The 19,360-nt window shown below is 57.0% G+C and carries 18 protein-coding genes; 2 read left to right on the top strand and 16 right to left on the bottom strand.

Going from position 1 to position 19,360, the window contains the following annotated elements; genetic code table 11:
* Positions 1 to 11: 11 nt before the first annotated feature.
* The 12 genes from AC0L6S_RS04290 to leuC all read right to left on the bottom strand — a co-directional run bounded on the left by AC0L6S_RS04290 (position 12) and on the right by leuC (position 12,872).
* The gene (locus tag AC0L6S_RS04290) at positions 12 to 554 is read right to left on the bottom strand and encodes a CvpA family protein (RefSeq protein WP_473427189.1); all 543 of its coding nucleotides are present in this window, start codon (positions 552 to 554) and stop codon (positions 12 to 14) included.
* Between the two features lies 1 nt (position 555).
* Positions 556 to 1,182 carry an SPOR domain-containing protein gene (locus tag AC0L6S_RS04285; RefSeq protein ID WP_473427188.1) on the bottom strand — a complete coding sequence of 209 codons (627 nt, stop codon included), beginning with the start codon at positions 1,180 to 1,182 and terminating at the stop codon, positions 556 to 558.
* Entirely contained in the window at positions 1,179 to 2,513 is a 1,335-nt protein-coding gene (locus AC0L6S_RS04280; RefSeq protein WP_473427187.1) for a bifunctional folylpolyglutamate synthase/dihydrofolate synthase, read from the bottom strand. The genes AC0L6S_RS04285 and AC0L6S_RS04280 overlap by 4 nt, the downstream gene beginning before the upstream one ends.
* Positions 2,506 to 3,447 (bottom strand): acetyl-CoA carboxylase, carboxyltransferase subunit beta, encoded by a 942-nt coding sequence (gene accD, locus AC0L6S_RS04275; protein WP_473427186.1) that lies wholly within the window; start codon positions 3,445 to 3,447, stop codon positions 2,506 to 2,508. The genes AC0L6S_RS04280 and accD overlap by 8 nt, the downstream gene beginning before the upstream one ends.
* Before the next feature lie 97 nt (positions 3,448 to 3,544).
* Positions 3,545 to 4,357, bottom strand: coding sequence for a tryptophan synthase subunit alpha (gene trpA, locus AC0L6S_RS04270; RefSeq protein ID WP_473427185.1), 813 nt, complete (start codon positions 4,355 to 4,357; stop codon positions 3,545 to 3,547).
* A gap of 22 nt (positions 4,358 to 4,379) precedes the next feature.
* A complete protein-coding gene (gene trpB, locus AC0L6S_RS04265; RefSeq protein WP_473427184.1) occupies positions 4,380 to 5,600 on the bottom strand; it encodes a tryptophan synthase subunit beta in 1,221 nt (406 codons plus the stop codon).
* Entirely contained in the window at positions 5,590 to 6,243 is a 654-nt protein-coding gene (locus AC0L6S_RS04260; RefSeq protein WP_473427183.1) for a phosphoribosylanthranilate isomerase, read from the bottom strand. The genes trpB and AC0L6S_RS04260 overlap by 11 nt, the downstream gene beginning before the upstream one ends.
* Before the next feature lie 61 nt (positions 6,244 to 6,304).
* Positions 6,305 to 7,162, bottom strand: coding sequence for a tRNA pseudouridine(38-40) synthase TruA (gene truA, locus AC0L6S_RS04255; RefSeq protein WP_473427182.1), 858 nt, complete (start codon positions 7,160 to 7,162; stop codon positions 6,305 to 6,307).
* Positions 7,155 to 9,512, bottom strand: a complete 2,358-nt coding sequence (locus AC0L6S_RS04250; protein ID WP_473427181.1) for a motility hub landmark protein FimV — start codon at positions 9,510 to 9,512, stop codon at positions 7,155 to 7,157. The genes truA and AC0L6S_RS04250 overlap by 8 nt, the downstream gene beginning before the upstream one ends.
* Before the next feature lie 198 nt (positions 9,513 to 9,710).
* A complete protein-coding gene (locus tag AC0L6S_RS04245; RefSeq protein WP_473427180.1) occupies positions 9,711 to 10,736 on the bottom strand; it encodes an aspartate-semialdehyde dehydrogenase in 1,026 nt (341 codons plus the stop codon).
* Between the two features lie 45 nt (positions 10,737 to 10,781).
* Positions 10,782 to 11,441, bottom strand: a complete 660-nt coding sequence (gene leuD, locus AC0L6S_RS04240; protein ID WP_473427179.1) for a 3-isopropylmalate dehydratase small subunit — start codon at positions 11,439 to 11,441, stop codon at positions 10,782 to 10,784.
* 12 nt (positions 11,442 to 11,453) lie between these two features.
* Positions 11,454 to 12,872 (bottom strand): 3-isopropylmalate dehydratase large subunit, encoded by a 1,419-nt coding sequence (gene leuC / locus AC0L6S_RS04235; protein ID WP_473427178.1) that lies wholly within the window; start codon positions 12,870 to 12,872, stop codon positions 11,454 to 11,456.
* A 119-nt stretch (positions 12,873 to 12,991) separates the two neighbouring features.
* Here leuC and AC0L6S_RS04230 point away from each other — a divergent pair, with 119 nt between their 5' ends.
* On the top strand, positions 12,992 to 13,876 hold the full coding sequence (locus AC0L6S_RS04230; protein ID WP_473427177.1) for a LysR family transcriptional regulator: 885 nt from the start codon (positions 12,992 to 12,994) through the stop codon (positions 13,874 to 13,876).
* On the opposite strand, the gene AC0L6S_RS04225 is transcribed toward AC0L6S_RS04230, so the two are convergent.
* Both AC0L6S_RS04225 and AC0L6S_RS04220 read right to left on the bottom strand, forming a co-directional pair.
* Positions 13,873 to 14,358 (bottom strand): PaaI family thioesterase, encoded by a 486-nt coding sequence (locus AC0L6S_RS04225; RefSeq protein ID WP_473427176.1) that lies wholly within the window; start codon positions 14,356 to 14,358, stop codon positions 13,873 to 13,875. The genes AC0L6S_RS04230 and AC0L6S_RS04225 overlap by 4 nt on opposite strands.
* A gap of 13 nt (positions 14,359 to 14,371) precedes the next feature.
* A complete protein-coding gene (locus tag AC0L6S_RS04220) occupies positions 14,372 to 14,827 on the bottom strand; it encodes a flavodoxin family protein (protein ID WP_473427175.1) in 456 nt (151 codons plus the stop codon).
* 257 nt (positions 14,828 to 15,084) lie between these two features.
* On the opposite strand from AC0L6S_RS04220, the gene AC0L6S_RS04215 reads away from it, so the two are divergent.
* On the top strand, positions 15,085 to 16,110 hold the full coding sequence (locus tag AC0L6S_RS04215) for an NADP-dependent oxidoreductase (RefSeq protein WP_473427174.1): 1,026 nt from the start codon (positions 15,085 to 15,087) through the stop codon (positions 16,108 to 16,110).
* A 248-nt stretch (positions 16,111 to 16,358) separates the two neighbouring features.
* Here the strand turns inward: AC0L6S_RS04215 and rlmKL are convergent, their stop codons facing one another.
* Together rlmKL and AC0L6S_RS04205 are read right to left on the bottom strand one after the other, a co-directional pair.
* Positions 16,359 to 18,527: a bifunctional 23S rRNA (guanine(2069)-N(7))-methyltransferase RlmK/23S rRNA (guanine(2445)-N(2))-methyltransferase RlmL gene (gene rlmKL / locus AC0L6S_RS04210; protein WP_473427173.1), complete on the bottom strand. Its 2,169-nt coding sequence runs from the start codon at positions 18,525 to 18,527 to the stop codon at positions 16,359 to 16,361.
* Between the two features lie 79 nt (positions 18,528 to 18,606).
* Positions 18,607 to 19,356 (bottom strand): helix-turn-helix domain-containing protein, encoded by a 750-nt coding sequence (locus AC0L6S_RS04205; RefSeq protein ID WP_473427172.1) that lies wholly within the window; start codon positions 19,354 to 19,356, stop codon positions 18,607 to 18,609.
* Between the last annotated feature and the right edge of the window lie 4 nt (positions 19,357 to 19,360).

Raw genomic sequence — 19,360 nt, 5'->3', positions numbered from 1 at the left:
ACTACGCACAATTAAATTGAAACGCCCAGACCTCGTCCGGACTGATAACTGGAAAATAGCTGCTGTACCCACTGTCCCAGCATATCGACATGCGGCATCAGCTGAGCCTGATCCAACCACACCAGATTCTGTGGCGGTGCCAACTGCCGCAATAGATACACCAACACCAATACAATAATGATACCGCGCGCAAATCCAAACGCGGTGCCCAGTAATCTATCCAACAGCGTCAGACCGGTCGCCCTGACCAGTTGCGCCCCTATATTTCCAAGTACGCCAACGACAACCAGTGTACCGGCGAACAACAGGGCATACGCTGCGATATAGCGCCCTGTTACGTTGGCAATCCATTGTGACAACAGCGTCGCCATCTCCGTGACAAACATATTGGCGATAATAAAGGCCGCAATCCAGCCGAGCAGCGAGGCTGCTTCACGGATAAATCCGCGCCACAAACTGAGCAGTATCGAAAGCCCGAGGATTACAATGATAGCCCAGTCGGCCGCGTTAAACTGTAACCAGTCCACCATGGCGGTCAGGCAGCCTGCGCGCACATCAGGGTAAATACCTTACGAGCATCGTTTTCACACCGAACTGGGCATTGATTTGGCCCTGTATCCGCTCCAACTCCTTCTTCTCAAACTTTGGGCCGACACAAACACGGTAGAGCTGTTTCCCGCCACTGGATATCGTCTTGATATAGGCTTTCTCATTTTTCGCCAGCAATTGGCTGCGCAGCACCTCAGCTTTCTCAGCGCTGCTGACTGTGGCAACCTGCAGCGTCCACGCGACTGGTACACCGTCATTATCCACTTCCAGTGGCTGCGGTGCCTCCGTTCGAACCATGCTGGCACCCTCAGTGCTGTGCAACGTATCGCCAGTCACTTCGGTCGTGGCAACCGCCTGTTGCACCTCTGCGGTCATTTCTGACTCGCGAGCTTCAGGCAGCGGAGAGTCCACACCCTGCCTAGATTCGTCTGCGGTGAGTGCCGGTGACGCCCTGAGGCCGGCCTGCCCCGGCGCTTCGATATCCGCAGTAGACACAGCGGGTGGTTCCGGAATGGGGCGCTGCTGAGCGCTTGTCTCCTGTTCTGGTTCCACAAATACTATCGGCCAAAAAACCACGCCCAACGCGAGCAGGATGAGCGCGCCGACCAGTCGCTGCTTGAGGATCTCGTTCACTTGCCCCCCCCGATACAGATCTGAACCTGTTCGTCCTTGGCGCGCGCTGCGCTGTCACCATCTGAGTTTTCCAGAAACGGCAACACACCTGCTACAGTGGTGAACGAACCGAATACAACCAATCTGTCCCCTCTGCTCATGACACTCTGGGCGCGCCGAAATGCCTGGCGAAGATTCTTGCTGACGCTGATCATATCCTCCCCAGCTTCACTCAGCACCGCGGCAATATCGCTGGCTCGGGCCGCGCGCTCATTGTGCGGTTGATCGGCCAGAAACCACGCGTCGAAGTGGCCGAGCGCTGTTGCAACGATGCTCTTCAAATCCTTGTCCGACATCACAGAAAAAAGTCCAATTGTTCGTCCCTCACAGGGCGACACCTGCAAATACTCAACCAGTTTTCCCACTGCTGCCGGATTATGTGCGACATCGAGCACATATTCCCGCTCGTCAATCTGCCGGCGCTGCCGGCGCCCTACAGGGACAGCTCGCTCCAGTGCACGCGATAAATCCGCTTCGCTGGGCGTCAAACCTAATAACAGAGCAGCCTGTGCCGCTGCACAAATATTCTCTGGCAGTATCGAACCATACTCGCGCGGCACCAGCGCGACAGGCTCACCATTACTCCCCTGCAACACGGCCTGCCAGGCGTGCTGCCCCTTCGCCAGTGTAAACTCCTTTCCCAGAAAGAGGGCAGGACGAGCACCCACTTCCGTGATGCGGTGCAACAATTCAGGTGGTGGATTAGAGTCTGCCACCACCACAGGAACAGATTCACGCAGAATTCCGGCTTTTTCTCGGGCTATTTCACCGCGGGATTCTCCGAGCCAGTTCTGGTGATCCAGATCGATACTGGTAATGATTGCCAGCGTCGGGTCCACCATATTCACCGCGTCCAGACGCCCTCCCAGCCCGACTTCCAGCAGGAGGATATCAGTCGCATTTGTCTTGAACAGCAGTAGCGCGGCAAGTGCCGCAAATTCAAAGTATGTCAGTGAAACCGCGCCTCTGGCATCATCAATGGCGGAAAATGCCGCGATGATCTCTGTATCCGACGCCTCGGCGCCGGCAATCCGAATACGCTCGTTGAAACGCAAAAAATGCGGAGACGTAAACGTGCCGGGACGGTAACCGGATTGCAGCAGAATCGCCTCCAACAGAGCCACCGTTGAGCCTTTGCCGTTCGTACCAGCGACAGTAATAACGGTTTTGGAGACGGGTAGCAGATCCAGTGAACGGGCCACGGTGGAAATACGTTCCAGACCCAGCTCCACCTCACTAGGGTGAATAGTCTCCAGTCGCTGCAGCCACTGCTCCAGCGTTGTCTTACTCATCTCCTGCCGCGATTTCCTTTGCCACATCGTCGCTGTCCTCAGGCATATCGCTGGCCGGTTCTTCCAGCGGAGCCAGTGGACGCCCTGTCAACTTGGACAACAGACGCGCGATGGTATCGCGCATCTCGGTGCGGTGCACGATCATATCAATCGCACCATGTTCCAGCAGAAACTCACTGCGCTGGAAGCCCTTCGGCAGTTTCTGCCGAATGGTCTGCTCAATGATATTGGGACCGGCAAATCCCGCCCGGGCATCCGGCTCGGCAATATTGATATCGCCCAGCAGAGCCAGCGACGCGGATACGCCGCCATAGATGGGGTCTGTCATCACCGAAATATAGGGCACGCGTGCAAGCTTCATGCGCTCTATCACAGCACTGGTCTTGGCCATCTGCATCAATGAGATAAGGGCCTCCTGCATACGCGCCCCGCCCGATGCGGAAAAACACACCAGAGGTACCTGTTCTTCCAGTGCCAGTTGCGCGGCTTGGGTGAACTTTTCACCCACTGCATACCCCATGGAGCCACCATGGAACTCAAACTCAAACGCCACTGCGATCAGTGATAGGCCGCGTACGCTGCCCTTCATCGCGATCAAGGCATCTTTTTCACCGGTGGATTTCTGCGCAGCGCTCAGGCGATCGCGGTAGCGTTTCTTGTCCTTGAATTTGAGGCGATCGACAGGCTCGATTTCGGCCAGAATTTCCTCGCCAGTGCCCTCATCGAAGAATCGACCCAGGCGCTTGCGTGCCCCAATACGCATGTGATGATCGCACTTGGGGCAGACGTCATTATTGCGCTCGACATCGGGCAGATAGAGTACAGCCTCGCATTTGACACACTTCTTCCACAGGCCCTCCGGCACGCTGCTGGAGGTTTTTCCACCAGAATCACTGCGCACACCGGCCGGCAGAATCTTGTCAATCCAGCTCATTGTCTTCCTCTCTACCGTGTCGAATGTCGCATTATAGACGGGGTACCGCTCAACTAGAACTACCTGATGGTGATATTGCCACGATGGGGCGCTATGACTAGCTGTCAATTCCCTCGCGAATCGCAGCCAACAGTGCGGCCGCGGCTCCGGTCGCCGCATCTGGCTCGCCACCCTGCTCGATCACTTCGGCCATCGTATTTACCAAAGCGCTGCCGACAACAACACCGTCAGCCGTCTGGGCGACCGCGCGAGCAGATGCGGCATCCTTGATACCGAAACCCACCGCTACGGGCAGGCTACTCTGCTGGCGGATAGCTCCAACGCGGCTTGCGACTTCAGCCGTATCGAGGTGCCCTGCTCCGGTCACGCCCTTCAGCGACACATAGTAGATAAAACCGCTGGCTCTACTGGCAATACGGGCAATACGTTCGTCGGGGGTGGTCGGCGCCACCAGAAATATATTGTCCATCTGCACACGCTTCAGTTCAGCGTTGATGTCGTCCACTTCCTCCGGTGGAATATCCACCGTCAATAACCCGTCCAAACCGGCGTCGGCAGCAGTATCTGCAAAAGCGCGATAACCCATGTGCATTACCGGGTTGGCATAGCCCATAAGCAGTACCGGTGTAGCGGTATTCGTCTTGCGGAACTCGCGTACCATCGCCAGCACCTTGCTCAGTGTCGTGCCATTGGCCAGTGCGCGCTCGTGCGCCAGTTGGATAACCGGGCCCTCTGCCATTGGATCAGAAAAAGGGACACCTAGCTCAAGTATATCGGCACCACTTTCAACCAGTTTGTGCATCAGAGGCACGGTGAATGCCTGACCGGGATCACCCGCGACCACATAAGGGATTAAGGCGGTGCGGCCTTCCTCGGCCAGTTTCTGGAAACATCCCGCAATTCGACTCACTTCATTATCTCCGGTGGGTAAATTAAAACTCTATGCCGTCGATCTGGGCGACCGTGTGAATATCCTTATCACCACGTCCCGAGAGATTGACGACGATCATCTGCTCAGGGGTCATCTGCGCTGCGAGTTTCTCTGCATATGCCAGTGCATGGCTGCTTTCCAGCGCGGGCATAATACCCTCGACTCGGGTGAGCGTATGGAAGGCGCGCAGCGCCTCGTCGTCGTCCGCGACCACATAATTCACCCTGCCGACATCCTTCAACCAGGCGTGCTCGGGCCCGACACCGGGATAATCCAGACCGGCAGAAATGGAGTGCGTGTGCACAATTTGCCCATCGTCGTCCTGCATCAGATAGGTTCGATTGCCGTGCAGAACACCGGGCGTACCGGCGTTCAACGGCGCCGCGTGCTCGCTGGTGGCCAGTCCGTGCCCACCGGCCTCCACACCGTACATTGCGACCGCTTCATCGTTCAGGAACGGGTGGAACAACCCGATCGCATTGGAACCGCCACCGACACAGGCGACCAGCGCATCGGGCAAACGACCAGCCTGCGCCAGGCTCTGGGCACGCGCCTCACGCCCAATGACGCACTGAAAGTCCCGCACCAAAAGCGGATAAGGATGGGGGCCAGCGACCGTGCCGATAATGTAAAAGGTGTCATCGACATTGGTTACCCAATCCCGCATAGCCTCATTCATCGCGTCTTTCAATGTGCGCGAACCGGAGGTGACGGAAATAACCTCAGCGCCCAGCAACTTCATGCGATAAACATTCAGCGCCTGACGACGGATATCTTCCTCACCCATAAATACCTGACACTCGAGCCCGAGGCGCGCGGCGATGGTGGCAGTAGCCACACCGTGCTGACCGGCACCTGTCTCGGCAATAACCCGCTTCTTACCCATGTGCTTGGCCAGCAATGCCTGCCCTATAGTATTGTTCACCTTGTGCGCGCCGGTGTGATTGAGATCCTCTCGCTTGAGATAGATCCGCGCACCGCCGATATTGTCTGACCATCGGGCAGCCTCGTACAACGGTGAAGGGCGCCCCACGTAATGCTTGAGGTCCTCGTCGAGCTCGCGTTGAAAGGTCTCATCAACAGAGAGTTCGGCATAGACTGCCTCCAACTCGGCCAGCGCTGCCATCAGGGTTTCAGAGACATACTTGCCCCCGTATTCCCCGAAACGGCCCTGCGCGTCCGGTACTGCGGCAAATGCGTCCTGTTTCGTACTAGTCGACATATCCTACTCCGTCTGCCTTGTGCTCTGCGGCTCGTACAGCCGCTACAAATCGATGAACTTTTTCCGCGTCCTTAATACCGGGCGCGCTCTCGACACCACCGCTGACATCCACCGCTGCCGGTTGCAGCGCCATAATCGCCTCACCCACGTTCTCCGGATGCAAACCACCCGCAAGCACTGTTGGTAAAGACAGATTGCCCGGCGCCAGATTCCAGTCGAACGTTTTTCCGGTGCCACCGGGGACGCCAGTTTGCCAGGTATCGAGCAGCACACCGCGTGCGCGGTGATACCGGCGACAGGCGCCAACGATATCGAGCCCCGGTTTAACGCGTAACGCCTTGATCCACGGGCGGCCGAACTGCTCGCAGAACCCGGGTGTTTCGTCACCGTGAAACTGAATGATGTCAATGGGTACTGTATCCAGTATACGCTTGATTCCGCTGACTGGTTCATCGACGAACAGTGCAACAATGCTTAAAAAGGGTGGAACCACCTCCGCCAGCTCGGCCGCCCTATCGCCACTGACGAATCTGGGGCTTGCGCCGTAGAAATTGAGCCCAATGGCATCCGCGCCACTGGCTGCGACGGCGAGCGCATCCTCTTCACGGGTTATCCCGCATATTTTGACGCGCGTAGTGGCCATGTCCCCTGAAACCCTGCAAAAACAAGGGGCGCATGATACCAGATCACGCGGCAGAGTGTCTTTAACTGCCGGGACTGGATCGCGGTTTTGTGCCCAGTAGAATTGGCCCGTAGGGCGTCATCGGCAAGCCGTAGTGCGCAGGATACTCCACCTCCACGAGATACAAGCCAGTGGCAGGCGCAGTCTCGGCCGCTGCGGTGCGATCGCGCCCAGCCAACAACTCGGCTATCCACTCGCGCGGCCTGCGCCCGTCACCAACCGCCAGCAAGGAGCCGGCAATATTTCTCACCATGTGATGCAGAAACGCATTGGCCTGCACTTCCAGTACTACCAGGTCATCGCGGCGACTGACATCGATGAACTGCACATTGCGCATCGGCGTACGCGATTGACAGGAAGCGGCACGAAAAGCACTGAAATCCTGCTCACCCAGCAACGCCTGCGCCGCTTCATGCATGGCGGGCACATCGAGTTTACGGCGATGCCAGGTCAACTGTCCCTGCATCAATGCCGGGCGTATTGGGGTGTTGGCAATCACGTAGCGATAGCGACGCGACAGCGCCGAAAAGCGGGCATGAAACTCACCGTCAACCGGAACGGCCCAATGGATGCGGATCGTCTGTGGGAGACAGGCATTGCCTCCCATCACCCACGCCTTGCTGCTGCGGGCAATCGGACTGTCAAAATGAACAATCTGGGAGTAGGCGTGAACGCCGGTATCGGTACGCCCGGCACACTGAACCCGCAGTGGCGAGTTGGCGATCTCCGCCAGTGCCTGTTCCAGTTGATCCTGAACGGTGACGACACCCAGGTGGGGCTGCGACTGCCAACCATTGTAGAGACTGCCGTCGTACTCAATACGACACGCTACTCGCGTACCCGCCGCCAGTGGTTCAGAGGAAAAAGGGCTCTCAACCAATGCGTTCGAGCAGGTCGCGCGCCTCGGCTTGCAGCTCAGCGGAGCCTTCCGCGACGACTTCATCGAGTATCTGACGGGCACCGTCATCGTCGCCCATATCGAGGTAAGCACGGGCCAGATCCAGCTTGGTGGACAGTGCGTTACTGTCGGCAGCGATAACCAATTCTTCGTCCTCCTCGCTGTCAGGCTGATCGACCTCGAAGTCACTGGACAAATCCAGGTCGTCCTCTTCCTCGTCCTCACCGATCTCCTCTTCTATCTCCAGACCGGTGAATACTTCCTCCAGTGACTCATTTGAATCGGTGAGTATATTCAGAGGATTGGGCGAGAGTCCCGGAGCATCGTCCGCTTTTATTGGCGCTTCGGTTACCGCCGGCGCGTCTGACCTTAGCCCCTCATCCACGAAAGCTTCATCGCCAAGGCGCTCTATCATCAATTCGGCACGCGCAATGCTGTCGCTGTCCCCGATATCCATTATTTTCTTGTACTGCGCCATCGCGGCGCCCTGGTTATCCAGCTCTACATAGATCTCGAGCAACTTAAGACGGTACACCGGGTTGCCCGGCTCTGAGACCAACGCATTATTGAGCAGGTCAATGGCTTGGGGGTGGCGGCCATACGCGATATAGATGTCCGCTTCGGCGAGGGCATCTGCCGCATCCACATCGGAGGCATACGCATCGTGTTTGTGCTCGCCATAACCTCGGTTATCCGCCTCGGGCTGGTCGGCTGTTTTATCATCGCCCGATGACATTTCGGGTTGTACTTCAACATTCGAATCCTGCAGTTGCACATCGGCAAATACATCGTCTGTCGTCGCTGCTGCGGTTGCAGCGACTGGCGCAACTGGCAGTGCCTCTTCTTCCTGATCCTTTTCACCACGGCGCCGGGAAAACACGAAGCCGGCAATCAGCAGTACCAGTGCGCCCACAATATAAAGGATGTAACTGGTCCAGCCATCCGCAGACTCTGCCGGTACAGGCGGCTTCTTATCGGCTGGCGCGGCTGTTTCAACCGGTTTCACCGGTGTTGGTTTCGTGCTTTCTGCGGGAGTTTTCTTCTCAACAACGGCCGCAACAACTGGCGCCTCAGCGGCAAGGTCAACGTCCACCTCTTCGTCATCGCTTGTCACCGGCATGTCATCAGATGCGATCTCCACATCGATGTCCGGCTCAGTATCAGGCGTCAGGAGTCCGGTCTCATCGACATCCACGCTCCCGCCTGCTTCCCTCAACGCGCTTTGCAGCGCAGCAATCTGGTCATCCTTGAGCGCAACGATCCGCTGCAATGTCTCAAGCTGCTGCTCAAGAGCGGCAAGTCGCTCCAGCGTCTCTGCTGAGGCACCTCCCGTGCGACCAGCGTCGGGCGCCGGTGACCCCGTCTCAGCGGCCCGAGGCGACCCACTGGCATCGACTGTCTCGGTGGCGGCAGCTGCTTCCGGTTCTGCAGAAATTCTCAGGGATGGACCACTGCTGGCATAAGGTGCGGTATCGCGACCTTCGCGCCAAGCGGCATTCTGTTCACGCACCTCTTCCAGCGCCGTGGGTAAATCGGCTGAGCTGATATCTTCGGCAGTGGGTATATAAATAATGAATCCTGCCTTGATGCGATTGATATTCCCGTTAATGAACGCATCGGGGTTCAGGCGCTGTATGTCAAGCATCGTCTGGTGCACGGAAACCCCTGCCGGCTTCGCCATACTGGCGATTTCCCACAGAGTCTGGTCACGGTGAATCATGTAACGACTGCCAGGTGTAGGAGTCCCTGCCGTTGACGCATTGTAATTGCGCTGCGGCATGGCACCAGCGGCAAGGTCGGAACGCTGCTGCACGTTTACACGGTCGGCGTTGTAGTCGTACGAGTAAGATTCACTTTTTTTTGCCGGCGCAGGAGCAGGGATACCCTCAGTGGTCGCAACGCGCTCACTCGCAGAAACAACGGGAGTCGCTTGCGAAAACACCGGTGGATCTATCAACACCGTGTAATTGCGCAAAAGCCGCCCCGAGGGCCAGCGCGCTTCTACAATAAAATCCAGATACGGTTCCAGCACGGGCTCTTCCGAGCGCAGCAGTATCTTCGCACCGCCCTGTCCGTCGGACACTACTTCAAACGTGATATTGGTGAGGAAGTACGCTCTATCCAGCCCCAGTTTCTCGAAGTCTTCGGAGGTAGCCAGGCGAACCCTGACCTCATCCTCGTGCAGCCCCTCCATATTTAGAAGGTCAACACTGGCTCTAAGCGGCTCATTAAGGAATGAATCCAGCTGCATTTCACCGAGGCCGAGCGCCATCAATGAACTCGTGTGGAAACATCCCAACGAGAACGCTACAGCCGCTAACTTACGAGCCATACCAGCCCCTTATTATTGTACCCGCGAATTTCAAACCGACTCCCCTGATATCGGTCACAGCTTTCGGAGTTCGCAGTGTGAATCTGAATGGGTCGGATTCACACCCGTTTGTGCTAGCCTGGTACACCCGTGTTTCGGGCGCCCGAAGGCCATGATCACAATCCGAATTTCGGCTCAAGTATCAGTGAATTACGGGCATTAATCAAGGTAGGTTGACACCAAGCTCTCGGCAATTTGCACACTATTTAATGCAGCTCCCTTCCTGACATTGTCCGAGACGATCCACATATTCAGACCCCTCGGATGTGACAGGTCCTCACGAATTCTGCCCACGAATACCGCATCCTTGCCGGCAGATTCAGTCACCGCAGTAGGATAGCCACCATCCGCGTGCTCATCCACCACTGTTACGCCCGCTGCCGCTTCCAGCAGTTCCCTTGCCTCCAGCGCACTGATTTTGTCTACAGTCTCAATGTGGACCGCTTCCGAATGCCCGAAAAATACCGGCACACGGACACAGGTTGGATTGACCAGAATGCCTTCATTGCCGAAGATCTTCTGCGTTTCCCACACCATCTTCATCTCTTCACGGGTATAGCCGTTGTCCTGGAAGGTATCGATATGTGGCAGCACATTGAACGCGATCTGCTTGGGATAAACCTCAGCCGTGATCTCCTGCCCGTTGAGGAGTTTGGCCGTCTGCCCCGCCAGTTCTTCAATTGCCTCCTTGCCGGTCCCCGATACAGCCTGGTATGTCGCCACATTTAGTCGCTCGATGCCAACGGCGTCATAAATGGGCTTGAGCGCCACCAGCATCTGGATGGTTGAACAGTTGGGGTTGGCGATGATATTGCGTGTGGTGTAACCGGCCAGCGCTTCGATGTTCACTTCGGGCACAATGAGGGGGATATCGTCCTCCCGACGAAAATGGGAGGTATTATCAATTACTACGCAACCTGCGGCAGCCGCGATGGGTGCGTATTTTTCCGAAATGCTTCCACCGGCGGAAAAAAGCCCGATCTGCGCTTTGCTGAAGTCGAACTCGGCGAGATCGGTCACCCTGACAGACTTGCCCTTGAACTGAATACTTTTACCGGCAGAGCGGCTGCTGGCAAGCGGGTAGAGATTGCGCACTGGGAAATTACGCTCCTCCAGCACACTCATCATTACTTCACCGACCGCACCTGTGGCACCCACTACGGCTACATCGTACTCGTTACTCATTGCTCGTTTTCCTCCTTGCATTGCAAATCTTTAATCGGGCCTGCTTCAGCCGATAACGTCGAATAACCACGGTGCCTGCTCGCGCCGTTTTTGTTCGTAGGCGCGAATGGCATCGGCACTCTCCAGCGTTAAGCCGATATCGTCCAGGCCATTGAGCAGGCAATGCTTGCGAAATTCATCCACCTCGAAGTGAATAACTTCACCAGATGGGGTTTCTATCGTCTGGCTGGCGAGATCGACTGTCAGCTCAAACTCCTCGCTGTAGCCCTCACTGGCGTAGAGCTCCGCAAAAAGGCGATCGACGATGGCCGCATCGAGCTCGATAGGCAAAATGCCGTTCTTGAAACAGTTATTGTAAAAGATATCTGCATAGCTGGGGGCTATGATGCAGTAGATACCGAAATCTTCCAGCGCCCAGGGCGCGTGCTCGCGACTGGAACCGCAGCCAAAATTTTCCCGCGCCAGCAACACACTCGCACCCTTGTAACGCGGCTGGTTGAGCGGGAAATCCGGGTTCAGTGGACGATTGCTGCAGTCTTGCCCGGGCTCACCCTCATCCAGATAGCGCAGGCCATCAAACAGGTTGGGGCCGAAACCACTGCGCTGGATCGACTTCAAAAACTGCTTGGGGATAATCAGGTCCGTATCGACATTGGCACGGTCCATCGGCGCAGCGATGCCTTTTAACACAGTAAAACTCTTCATAGTAATCGTCTCCTACCAATCTCTGACATCGACAAAATGACCGGCCACCGAGGCCGCTGCAGCCATCGCCGGGCTGACCAGATGCGTCCGCCCGCCAAAGCCCTGGCGCCCTTCGAAATTGCGGTTTGAGGTGGATGCGCAATGCTCCCCTTCGCCGAGTTTGTCCGAATTCATCGCCAGGCACATCGAACAGCCTGGCTCGCGCCACTCCAGGCCAGCCTCGATAAATATTTTGTCCAGCCCCTCTTCCTCGGCCTGCTGCTTGACCTGCCCCGAGCCCGGTACCACCAGCGCGCGCTTTACGTTGGCGGCAACTTTTTTGCCTTTCACGACAGCCGCAGCGGCGCGCAGATCTTCAATACGGGAGTTGGTGCAGGAACCGATGAACACCGCATCCAGTTTTATATCCGTAATCGGCATACCTGCCTTCAGGCCCATATAGTGCAGAGCGCGTTCGGTCGCTGCGCGCTTGCCGGTATCGTCGATTGTCGCCGGGTTGGGTATAACGCCACTGACCGGCAATACCATTTCCGGCGAGTTACCCCAGGTGACCTGCGGCTGTATATCTTCGCCACGTAACTCGACGATGCGATCAAAATGCGCATCGGAGTCACTATGCAGATCACGCCAGGCAGCAACAGCTTGATCCCACATGGCGCCCTGCGGCGCATAGGGCCGCCCCTTGACGTAGTCAATTGTGGTGTCGTCCACCGCGATCAGTCCGACGCGGGCGCCCGCTTCAATAGCCATATTACAAACGGTCATACGCCCTTCCATACTGAGGGAACGCACGACTTCGCCACCGAACTCAATCGCGTGGTGCGTGCCACCGGCCGTGCCAATTTCTCCTATCACCGCAAGCACGACATCCTTGGCAGTCACACCGGGTCGCAACTGCCCATCGATACGAACCAGCATGTTTTTCATTTTCTGCTGCACCAGACACTGGGTGGCCATAACATGCTCTACATCCGAGGTACCAATACCCTGCGCCATCGCGCCGAGTGCACCATGGGTTGAGGTGTGTGAATCGCCACAAACAATAGTCATACCCGGCAGAGTCACGCCCTGCTCCGGTCCGACTACGTGGACAATACCCTGACGTACATCGTTGATGTGAAACTCGAGAATATCGAAATCGCGGCAGTTATCATCCAGTGTCTGCACCTGCAACCGCGAGACCGCATCCGTAATACCGGCCACCCCGCCGCTGCGCTCGTGCGCCTCGGTGGGCACATTGTGATCGGGTACGGCAAAGTTCGCATCGACCCGCCACGGCTGACGGTTAGCTATTCGCAGCCCCTCAAAAGCCTGCGGCGATGTCACTTCGTGGATCAACTGGCGATCAATATAAATCAGCGCACTGCCGTCATCGCGTTCCTCTACCAGGTGGCTCTGCCACAACTTGTCGTAAAGTGTTTGTCCGCTCATAGGGGCACCTCCATTAAAAAGTAAGACACGTAAGCTTCAATGGATAAATTATGGGCTTGTATTATAGATAACTCAAATTTATTATTTTTATCACATGAATTCCTATTTGGAATAGATCTATGGATACCCAGAACCTTAAGGCGTTCCTGCTGGTGGCCGAAACCCGGTCATTTTCGCTCGCCGCTGAGAAGCTGCACCTGACGCAGCCGGCAGTCAGCAAGCGTGTGGCACAACTGGAAGAACAGCTCAATACCACCCTGTTTGACAGGATCGGCAGAACCATCAGCACAACTGAAGCGGGCCAGGCGCTGCTGCCCCATGCCCGCGCGGTGCAATTGGAACTACAAGCTGCAGAGCAATCGGTGCGCGACCTTGCCGGAGAGGTGCGCGGCAGACTGCGTTTGGCGACGAGCCACCATATCGGGCTGCACCGCCTGCCGCCGGTATTGAGCTTTTTCAGTCAGACCTACCCGAATGTGCAACTCGATATCGAGTTTATGGATTCAGAGCAGGCCTATGAACTGACCCTGCGCGGCGAGGCGGAACTGGCCGTCGTCACCCTGGCCCCCACGCCAGTGGACAACGTCGTCACGCGTCCGATCTGGCCCGATCCACTGGATTTCATGATACAGACGGGACACAGCTTGTCTGGCCACAAAGACATGGACCTGGAACAGTTGAGCAAATACCCCGCCATCCTGCCGGGGCTCAACACCTATACCGGGCAGATTGTTAAAAGCCTGTTCGACCGCCGTGGCCTACCGATGCAGGTAGCCATCGCCACCAACTACCTTGAGACGATACGGATGATGGCAGCAGTCGGGCTGGGCTGGACTGTACTGCCTCGCAGCATGCTGGATGCATCACTGGTTACCCTGCCGATTCACGATGCGCGCATAGAGCGAACACTGGGCGTCGTCCACCATGAAAGCCGCAGCCTGTCACGCGCCGCCCGCGCCTTTATCGAGGCGCTGGAATCCGTTTCTGAGATAGTACCGAACTAGTCCTTCTGCTCAGACTGGTGCAGCACACCGTCGCCGCGTCGCCCGTCTTTCCACATACCCTTGTGATCGGGAAAATAGAACGTGCCGTTAAAGCGCGCGACAACGCCGTCACGATTATAGATTCCACCGCTGCTGAAACCGAAGCGGCGCTTGATACTGACCTGCTCAACATCGGCCTGCAGCCATTGACCGAGACGCGCCGAGGATATGAAGTCGATACTCAGGTGCACCGTTGGGCTGCCCGAGGTAACACCGCGCGCCAGGTTGGTACCGGTGGCCGCGGTGATATCGGCCAGCGTCATCAGCACGCCGCCGTGGCAGATACCCATCGTGTTACAGTGCTGCGCCTGCACCAGCAGGCCGAAACTCGCGTTCTCTCCCTCTACACACCGATAAGACGGCTGCAAACTGTCGGTATAACCCAGACCTGTACGCAGTGGTTCAAACCCCGCTGGCACAGCTTCCTCAATAACGTCACCCACTACTGCGTTCCTCCTAAAAAATACCCATCGATAGACCGGCTGCAAACGCCTGGCCCAAATCCTCACTCGCCCTGCGCTGCTGTGTACTCCAAGCCCCGCGTAAAATCAGCGGTTCTGCCGCCGCTGGAAACGGGTAGCCGGACAGAATGCGTTCTGCCTGACGCTGCGCTCCGCGCCCGTCATTGCCCGCGCTGATCAACAATGCGTATGGCAATACCAGTCCACGGTCATTCGCCGGATAAAACGTGCGGTCGAGAAAATCCTTCATCGCGCCGCACAGCGCGCCTGAGTTTTCTGCCATCACCAGCAGCACACCATCCGCCCGCGACAACTGCCGGGTATCGGCATCCCAGGCCCGCTTCACGGTGGTCTCAACCCCCGACTCCAACTGCGCGCCGCGCAATGCTGCTCTGGTAAGGTTCGCACAGGTCCCGCTCTGGCTGTGATAGACGATCAACAGGGATTTCATTTCAACTTCGCTACTTGCTAACAGCTGCGTGAATTTGAACACAGTGGCACCGCGCTGTCATGCGCTCAAGAGATGGACAGTATTGGCGATGTAAAAAATTGCGACGCCTTAGGCGCAAGAAATTTAGCATTGCCCGAGAAGCCAAAAAGCGTACACACCTATAATCCGGTATGGGTTCTCCATGCACAGTTCGGGCTATTCAGATGATGGATCAAGTGCTCTAATACGAGCCGGTAAATTTTGCAGAGAGATTCAGTATGAACACGACAAATAGGCAGTGGGTATTGCGAGAGCGCCCGTCAGGTGTGGTTGGTCCCCAGCACTTCGAGCAGGTGCAGTCCCCTATGCCACAGCCCGACCTGGCTGCAGGACAGGTGTTACTAAAAACCCTGATGCTGGGGTTTGATCCCGCCATGCGCGGCTGGCTTGAGGATGCGCCCAGCTACCTGCCACCAGTGGCCATCGGCGAACCGATGCGTGCCAGTGGGGTCGGACAGGTTATAGAATCACAGAATAATGCCCTACCGGTCGGTACGCTGGTACAGGGACTGATGAACTGGCAGGAATACAGCATCGGTGATCCACAGGGGATGATTCCGCCGACCGCACTGCCCGCCGGCACCCCCCCGAATCTTGCACTAAGTGTATTCGGCAGCACCAGTCTCACCGCCTATTTCGGGCTGCTGGATGTCGGTCAGCCACAAGCGGGAGAAACCGTACTGGTGTCGGGCGCGGCCGGCGCTACCGGCTCGGTAGTCGCGCAAATCGCCAGACTGAAGGGCTGCCGAGTCGTCGGTCTGGCCGGTGGGCCGGAGAAGTGCGATTGGCTGCGCAGCGCTTGCAAACTCGACGCCGTCATCGACTACAAGAATGAACCCCTGCAACAGCGCATTGGCGAGTTATGCCCGGAGGGTGTGCACGTGTTCTTTGACAATGTCGGTGGAGAGACACTGGAGGCTGGTATTGCCCATATGGCGGACTTCGGCCGCATCGTACTGTGCGGGGCGATATCGGGCTACAACGATGTAGAGCCGAAGCCGGGGCCGCGCAACCTGATGCTACTGACCAGCCGCCGTATCAGAATGCAGGGATTTATCGTTCTGGATTATCTCGATCGGGCCGACGAAGCGATACAGGCGCTCAGTGAGTGGGTGCTCAACGGCGAGATCGCGTGGCGCGAGGATATCCAGCAGGGTTTCGACAATATTCCCAGTACCTTGCAGCGACTGTTCATCGGCAGCAATGTCGGCAAGCAATTGTTGAAACTGGCTGACCCCGAGTAGTTATCCACAGCCTATGCTGTGGATAACATTGGGGACAGGGATGTCAATACCCGCAGCATATCCGGATACGCCTGCACACGGACATCGGGTCAATGCACCGCCAATTTTTACTTTTAACTATATGTATCAGTGACTTACATTATTTTTAAAGTGTTTCAGCCACATTACACAGAAATAACGCAGGGTTATCAAACTTATGTGGATATCCTTTACTACAAAAAGTTGGCGAATACTAACGGTATAGCCCTCTATTTATGGCGGATTGCCCAGCAGCAGTGAATTTTTCGATTGCGTTGAAAGTCCGGTGGTAACGTTTTGGCCGTTATATCCTCACAGTGAAACGCCTGCTTCAATGAGTCATCCAGCGTAAACCCACGCCGATTGTTAGAAAAATACAATTGTCCTTTCTCGCGCAGCACCGCCATCGCCGCGCGTACTATATCGGCGTGATCGCGCTGCACGTCGAAGCTGTCAGCCATTGCCTTGGAATTGGAGAAGGACGGCGGATCCAGCAGGATAAGGTCGTATCGCCCCTGTGCACTGCCCAGCCAGGACAGACAGTCCTCCCTGATCACGGTATGCCGGCCACCCTGCAACTGATTCACCGCGAGATTTTTATTGAGCCAGTTAAGATAGGTGTTGGACAGATCGACACTGGTTGTGGATTGCGCCCCACCGAGTGCGGCATGCACTGTGGCGGTCCCGGTATAGCAGAAGAGATTGAGAAAGTCCTTACTCTTTGCCTCCTGCGCAATACGCAACCGCAGTGGACGATGATCGAGAAACAAACCCGTATCGAGATAATCGTGCAGGTTGACCAGCAGCTTCGCGCTGCCTTCTTGCACCGTCAATAACTCACCACGGCTGTCCTGCCGTATGTACTGCGCCTTCCCGCGCTGCCGACTGCGCTGCTTGTAGACAACATTCTCTGCTGCCACTCCCAATGCCTGCGGCAGCGCTGCGCGCACATCTTCCAGGCGCTGTTCTGCGACCTCCAGAGAAATTGATTTGGGCGCCTGGTATTCGGCGACATGGACATACTCGCCGTAAATATCCACAGCGACGGCATACTCCGGCATATCAGCATCGTACAGGCGATAGCACTGTACCTGCTCCCTTTTCACCCAGGACGCCAGGCGTTTGCGATTCTTGCCAATGCGGTTGGCGAACATGGTCGCGCCTTCGGTCAGCGCAGGTGCCACGCCAGACTCGCGCGCGCCGCTATCGCGCAGTTCATTGTCGCCCAGATCAAACAACAACAAACTGGTGGCGAGTTTGCCATTGAAGAGTGCATAGCGCTTGTGACTGCGCAATCCCGTGGCCCTCCCCAGATCCAGGTCAGAGGTCAGCACACCGGCCTGCCAGCCGGGAAACTCCCGGATCATCGCCTCGCCCAGCTGACGGTACAGGCCCATAAGACTTTCTTTCTCGCCGATGCGTTCACCGTAGGGCGGGTTGCTGATCAGCAGGCCGAACGGCAGCGGGCGATGGTCGGGCTTGCGCAGTTCTGACACCGGTTTACAGCTTACCCGCACAACCTTCTCAAGTCCGATACGGGCGATATTCTGTTGCGCGCGGCGGATCACTGCCGGATCCCAGTCGTAGCCGCGAATCTCGGGCAACTGTGCGGCCCTGCCTCGTTCGGCCAGCGCCAGTGCATCGCTGCGGATTGCGTGCCACTGCGCCGCGTCGTGCATCAGTAATCGCTCAAAGCCGAAGCGTTTGCGCGCCAGGCCGGGCGCGATATTTGCCACCATCATTGCGCCCTCCAGTAACAGTGTGGCAGAGCCACACAGGGGATCTATAAGCGCACCACCACGGGCGGCGATACCCGGCCAGTCGGCGCGCAACAGAACCGCCGCGGCCAGATTCTCCTTGAGCGGCGCGACACCGGACTGCAGCCGGTAGCCGCGCTGGTGTAGGCTGCCACCGGACAAATCGACAGACAGATGGGCGCGGTCGCGCACCAGCCGCACATTTATCCGCACATCGGGGTTGGCGCGATCCACTGAAGGTCGCTGCGCGGTTGCCGCGACAAACCAGTCGACGATGGCATCCTTGCTGCGCTGAGCACCGAACTGGGTGTTGCGAATATTCCGGTTCTCGCCGGAAAAATCGATCGTGATCGTCATCCGAGGGTCAAACAGTTGCCCCCAGTCGACGTCCTGCATACTGCGATACAGTGCATCGCCATCTGCCGCGTCCAACTGCGCGATTGGCCACAGCACACGGTTGGCGAGGCGCGACCACAGGCAGGCGCGGTAAGCCAGCGCACGCGGGCCGGTGAAATGCACACCGGCGACAGTTTCCCGCGTGGTCTGCGCGCCCAGGCTGTTCAATTCGTCGCACAACAGCGACTCGACCCCCTTCGGGCAGGTGGCAAACCAGGCGTTTGAATCGGCGTTGATCAGGGACAAGCCATTTATCCTTTGTACGGTCAAAGCGGCAGAGACTGCCCCTCATTGTAATGGTTACAGGTAGCGATTAACTGGGTGACTAGCGGTTGTCGGAACGTGGTGCAGGCGCTCGCTTGCCTGCTCGCGGAGCCGCCTTTTTCTTCCGGGGGGCTCTGGAGTTGGCTTTAGCTTTAGCTTTAGCTTTGGCTTTTGGCTTGTGCGTCGCCCTGGCTTTACCGGCCGGCGCATTCGCGGCCTTTTCTTTGTTCATAACATCCAGCACGAGATTGCTAGAACTTTCCATGTAATGGATATAACGGTCGTATTCATCGTCTGACAAGCGCCTGAGCACATCGTGCTGACGCATCAGGTTGACGAAGCGACGCTCCCGCTCGTACTGCTTGGGCAGTGCCAGCACGCCCCACTGCTCCAGCGTCTTCTCCAGAGCCGGGTTGTACGTCCTCATAAACTTGATAAGAAAGGGAATGGGATCGTGCCGCGCCAGCAATGCGGCACTGCGCAGCATCAACTCCAGCGGCATGATGGTCTCGCCACTTTCTATGTCTTCCAGCATGGCCCGGTCGGACAGCCCGAGACTTTCCGACAGGTCCTTCAACGACATACCCGCTGTCTCGCGCGCATCCTGCAGGAAGCGACCGGCCTCGGCCATCGCCTCCAAACGCTCGGGCTCCAACTTATTCAGCAGGGTATTACGCAGCCAGCTCTCGCCGAACATTGCGGTAAGGGTGGCAGTATTGCGGGCAAAGTCGAATGTGCCCCCGGCAATCTGCTCTGTCCGCTTACGCAGGGTCTCCAGTAGGGAATCGTTGTCTTTTTCTTTTCCGGCCATGCCC

The sequence above is a fragment of the Halioglobus sp. D3-4 genome, from assembly GCF_055809315.1.
The sequence above is the reverse complement of the archived record's forward strand: the minus strand, read 5'-3'. Positions and strand labels throughout refer to the sequence as shown.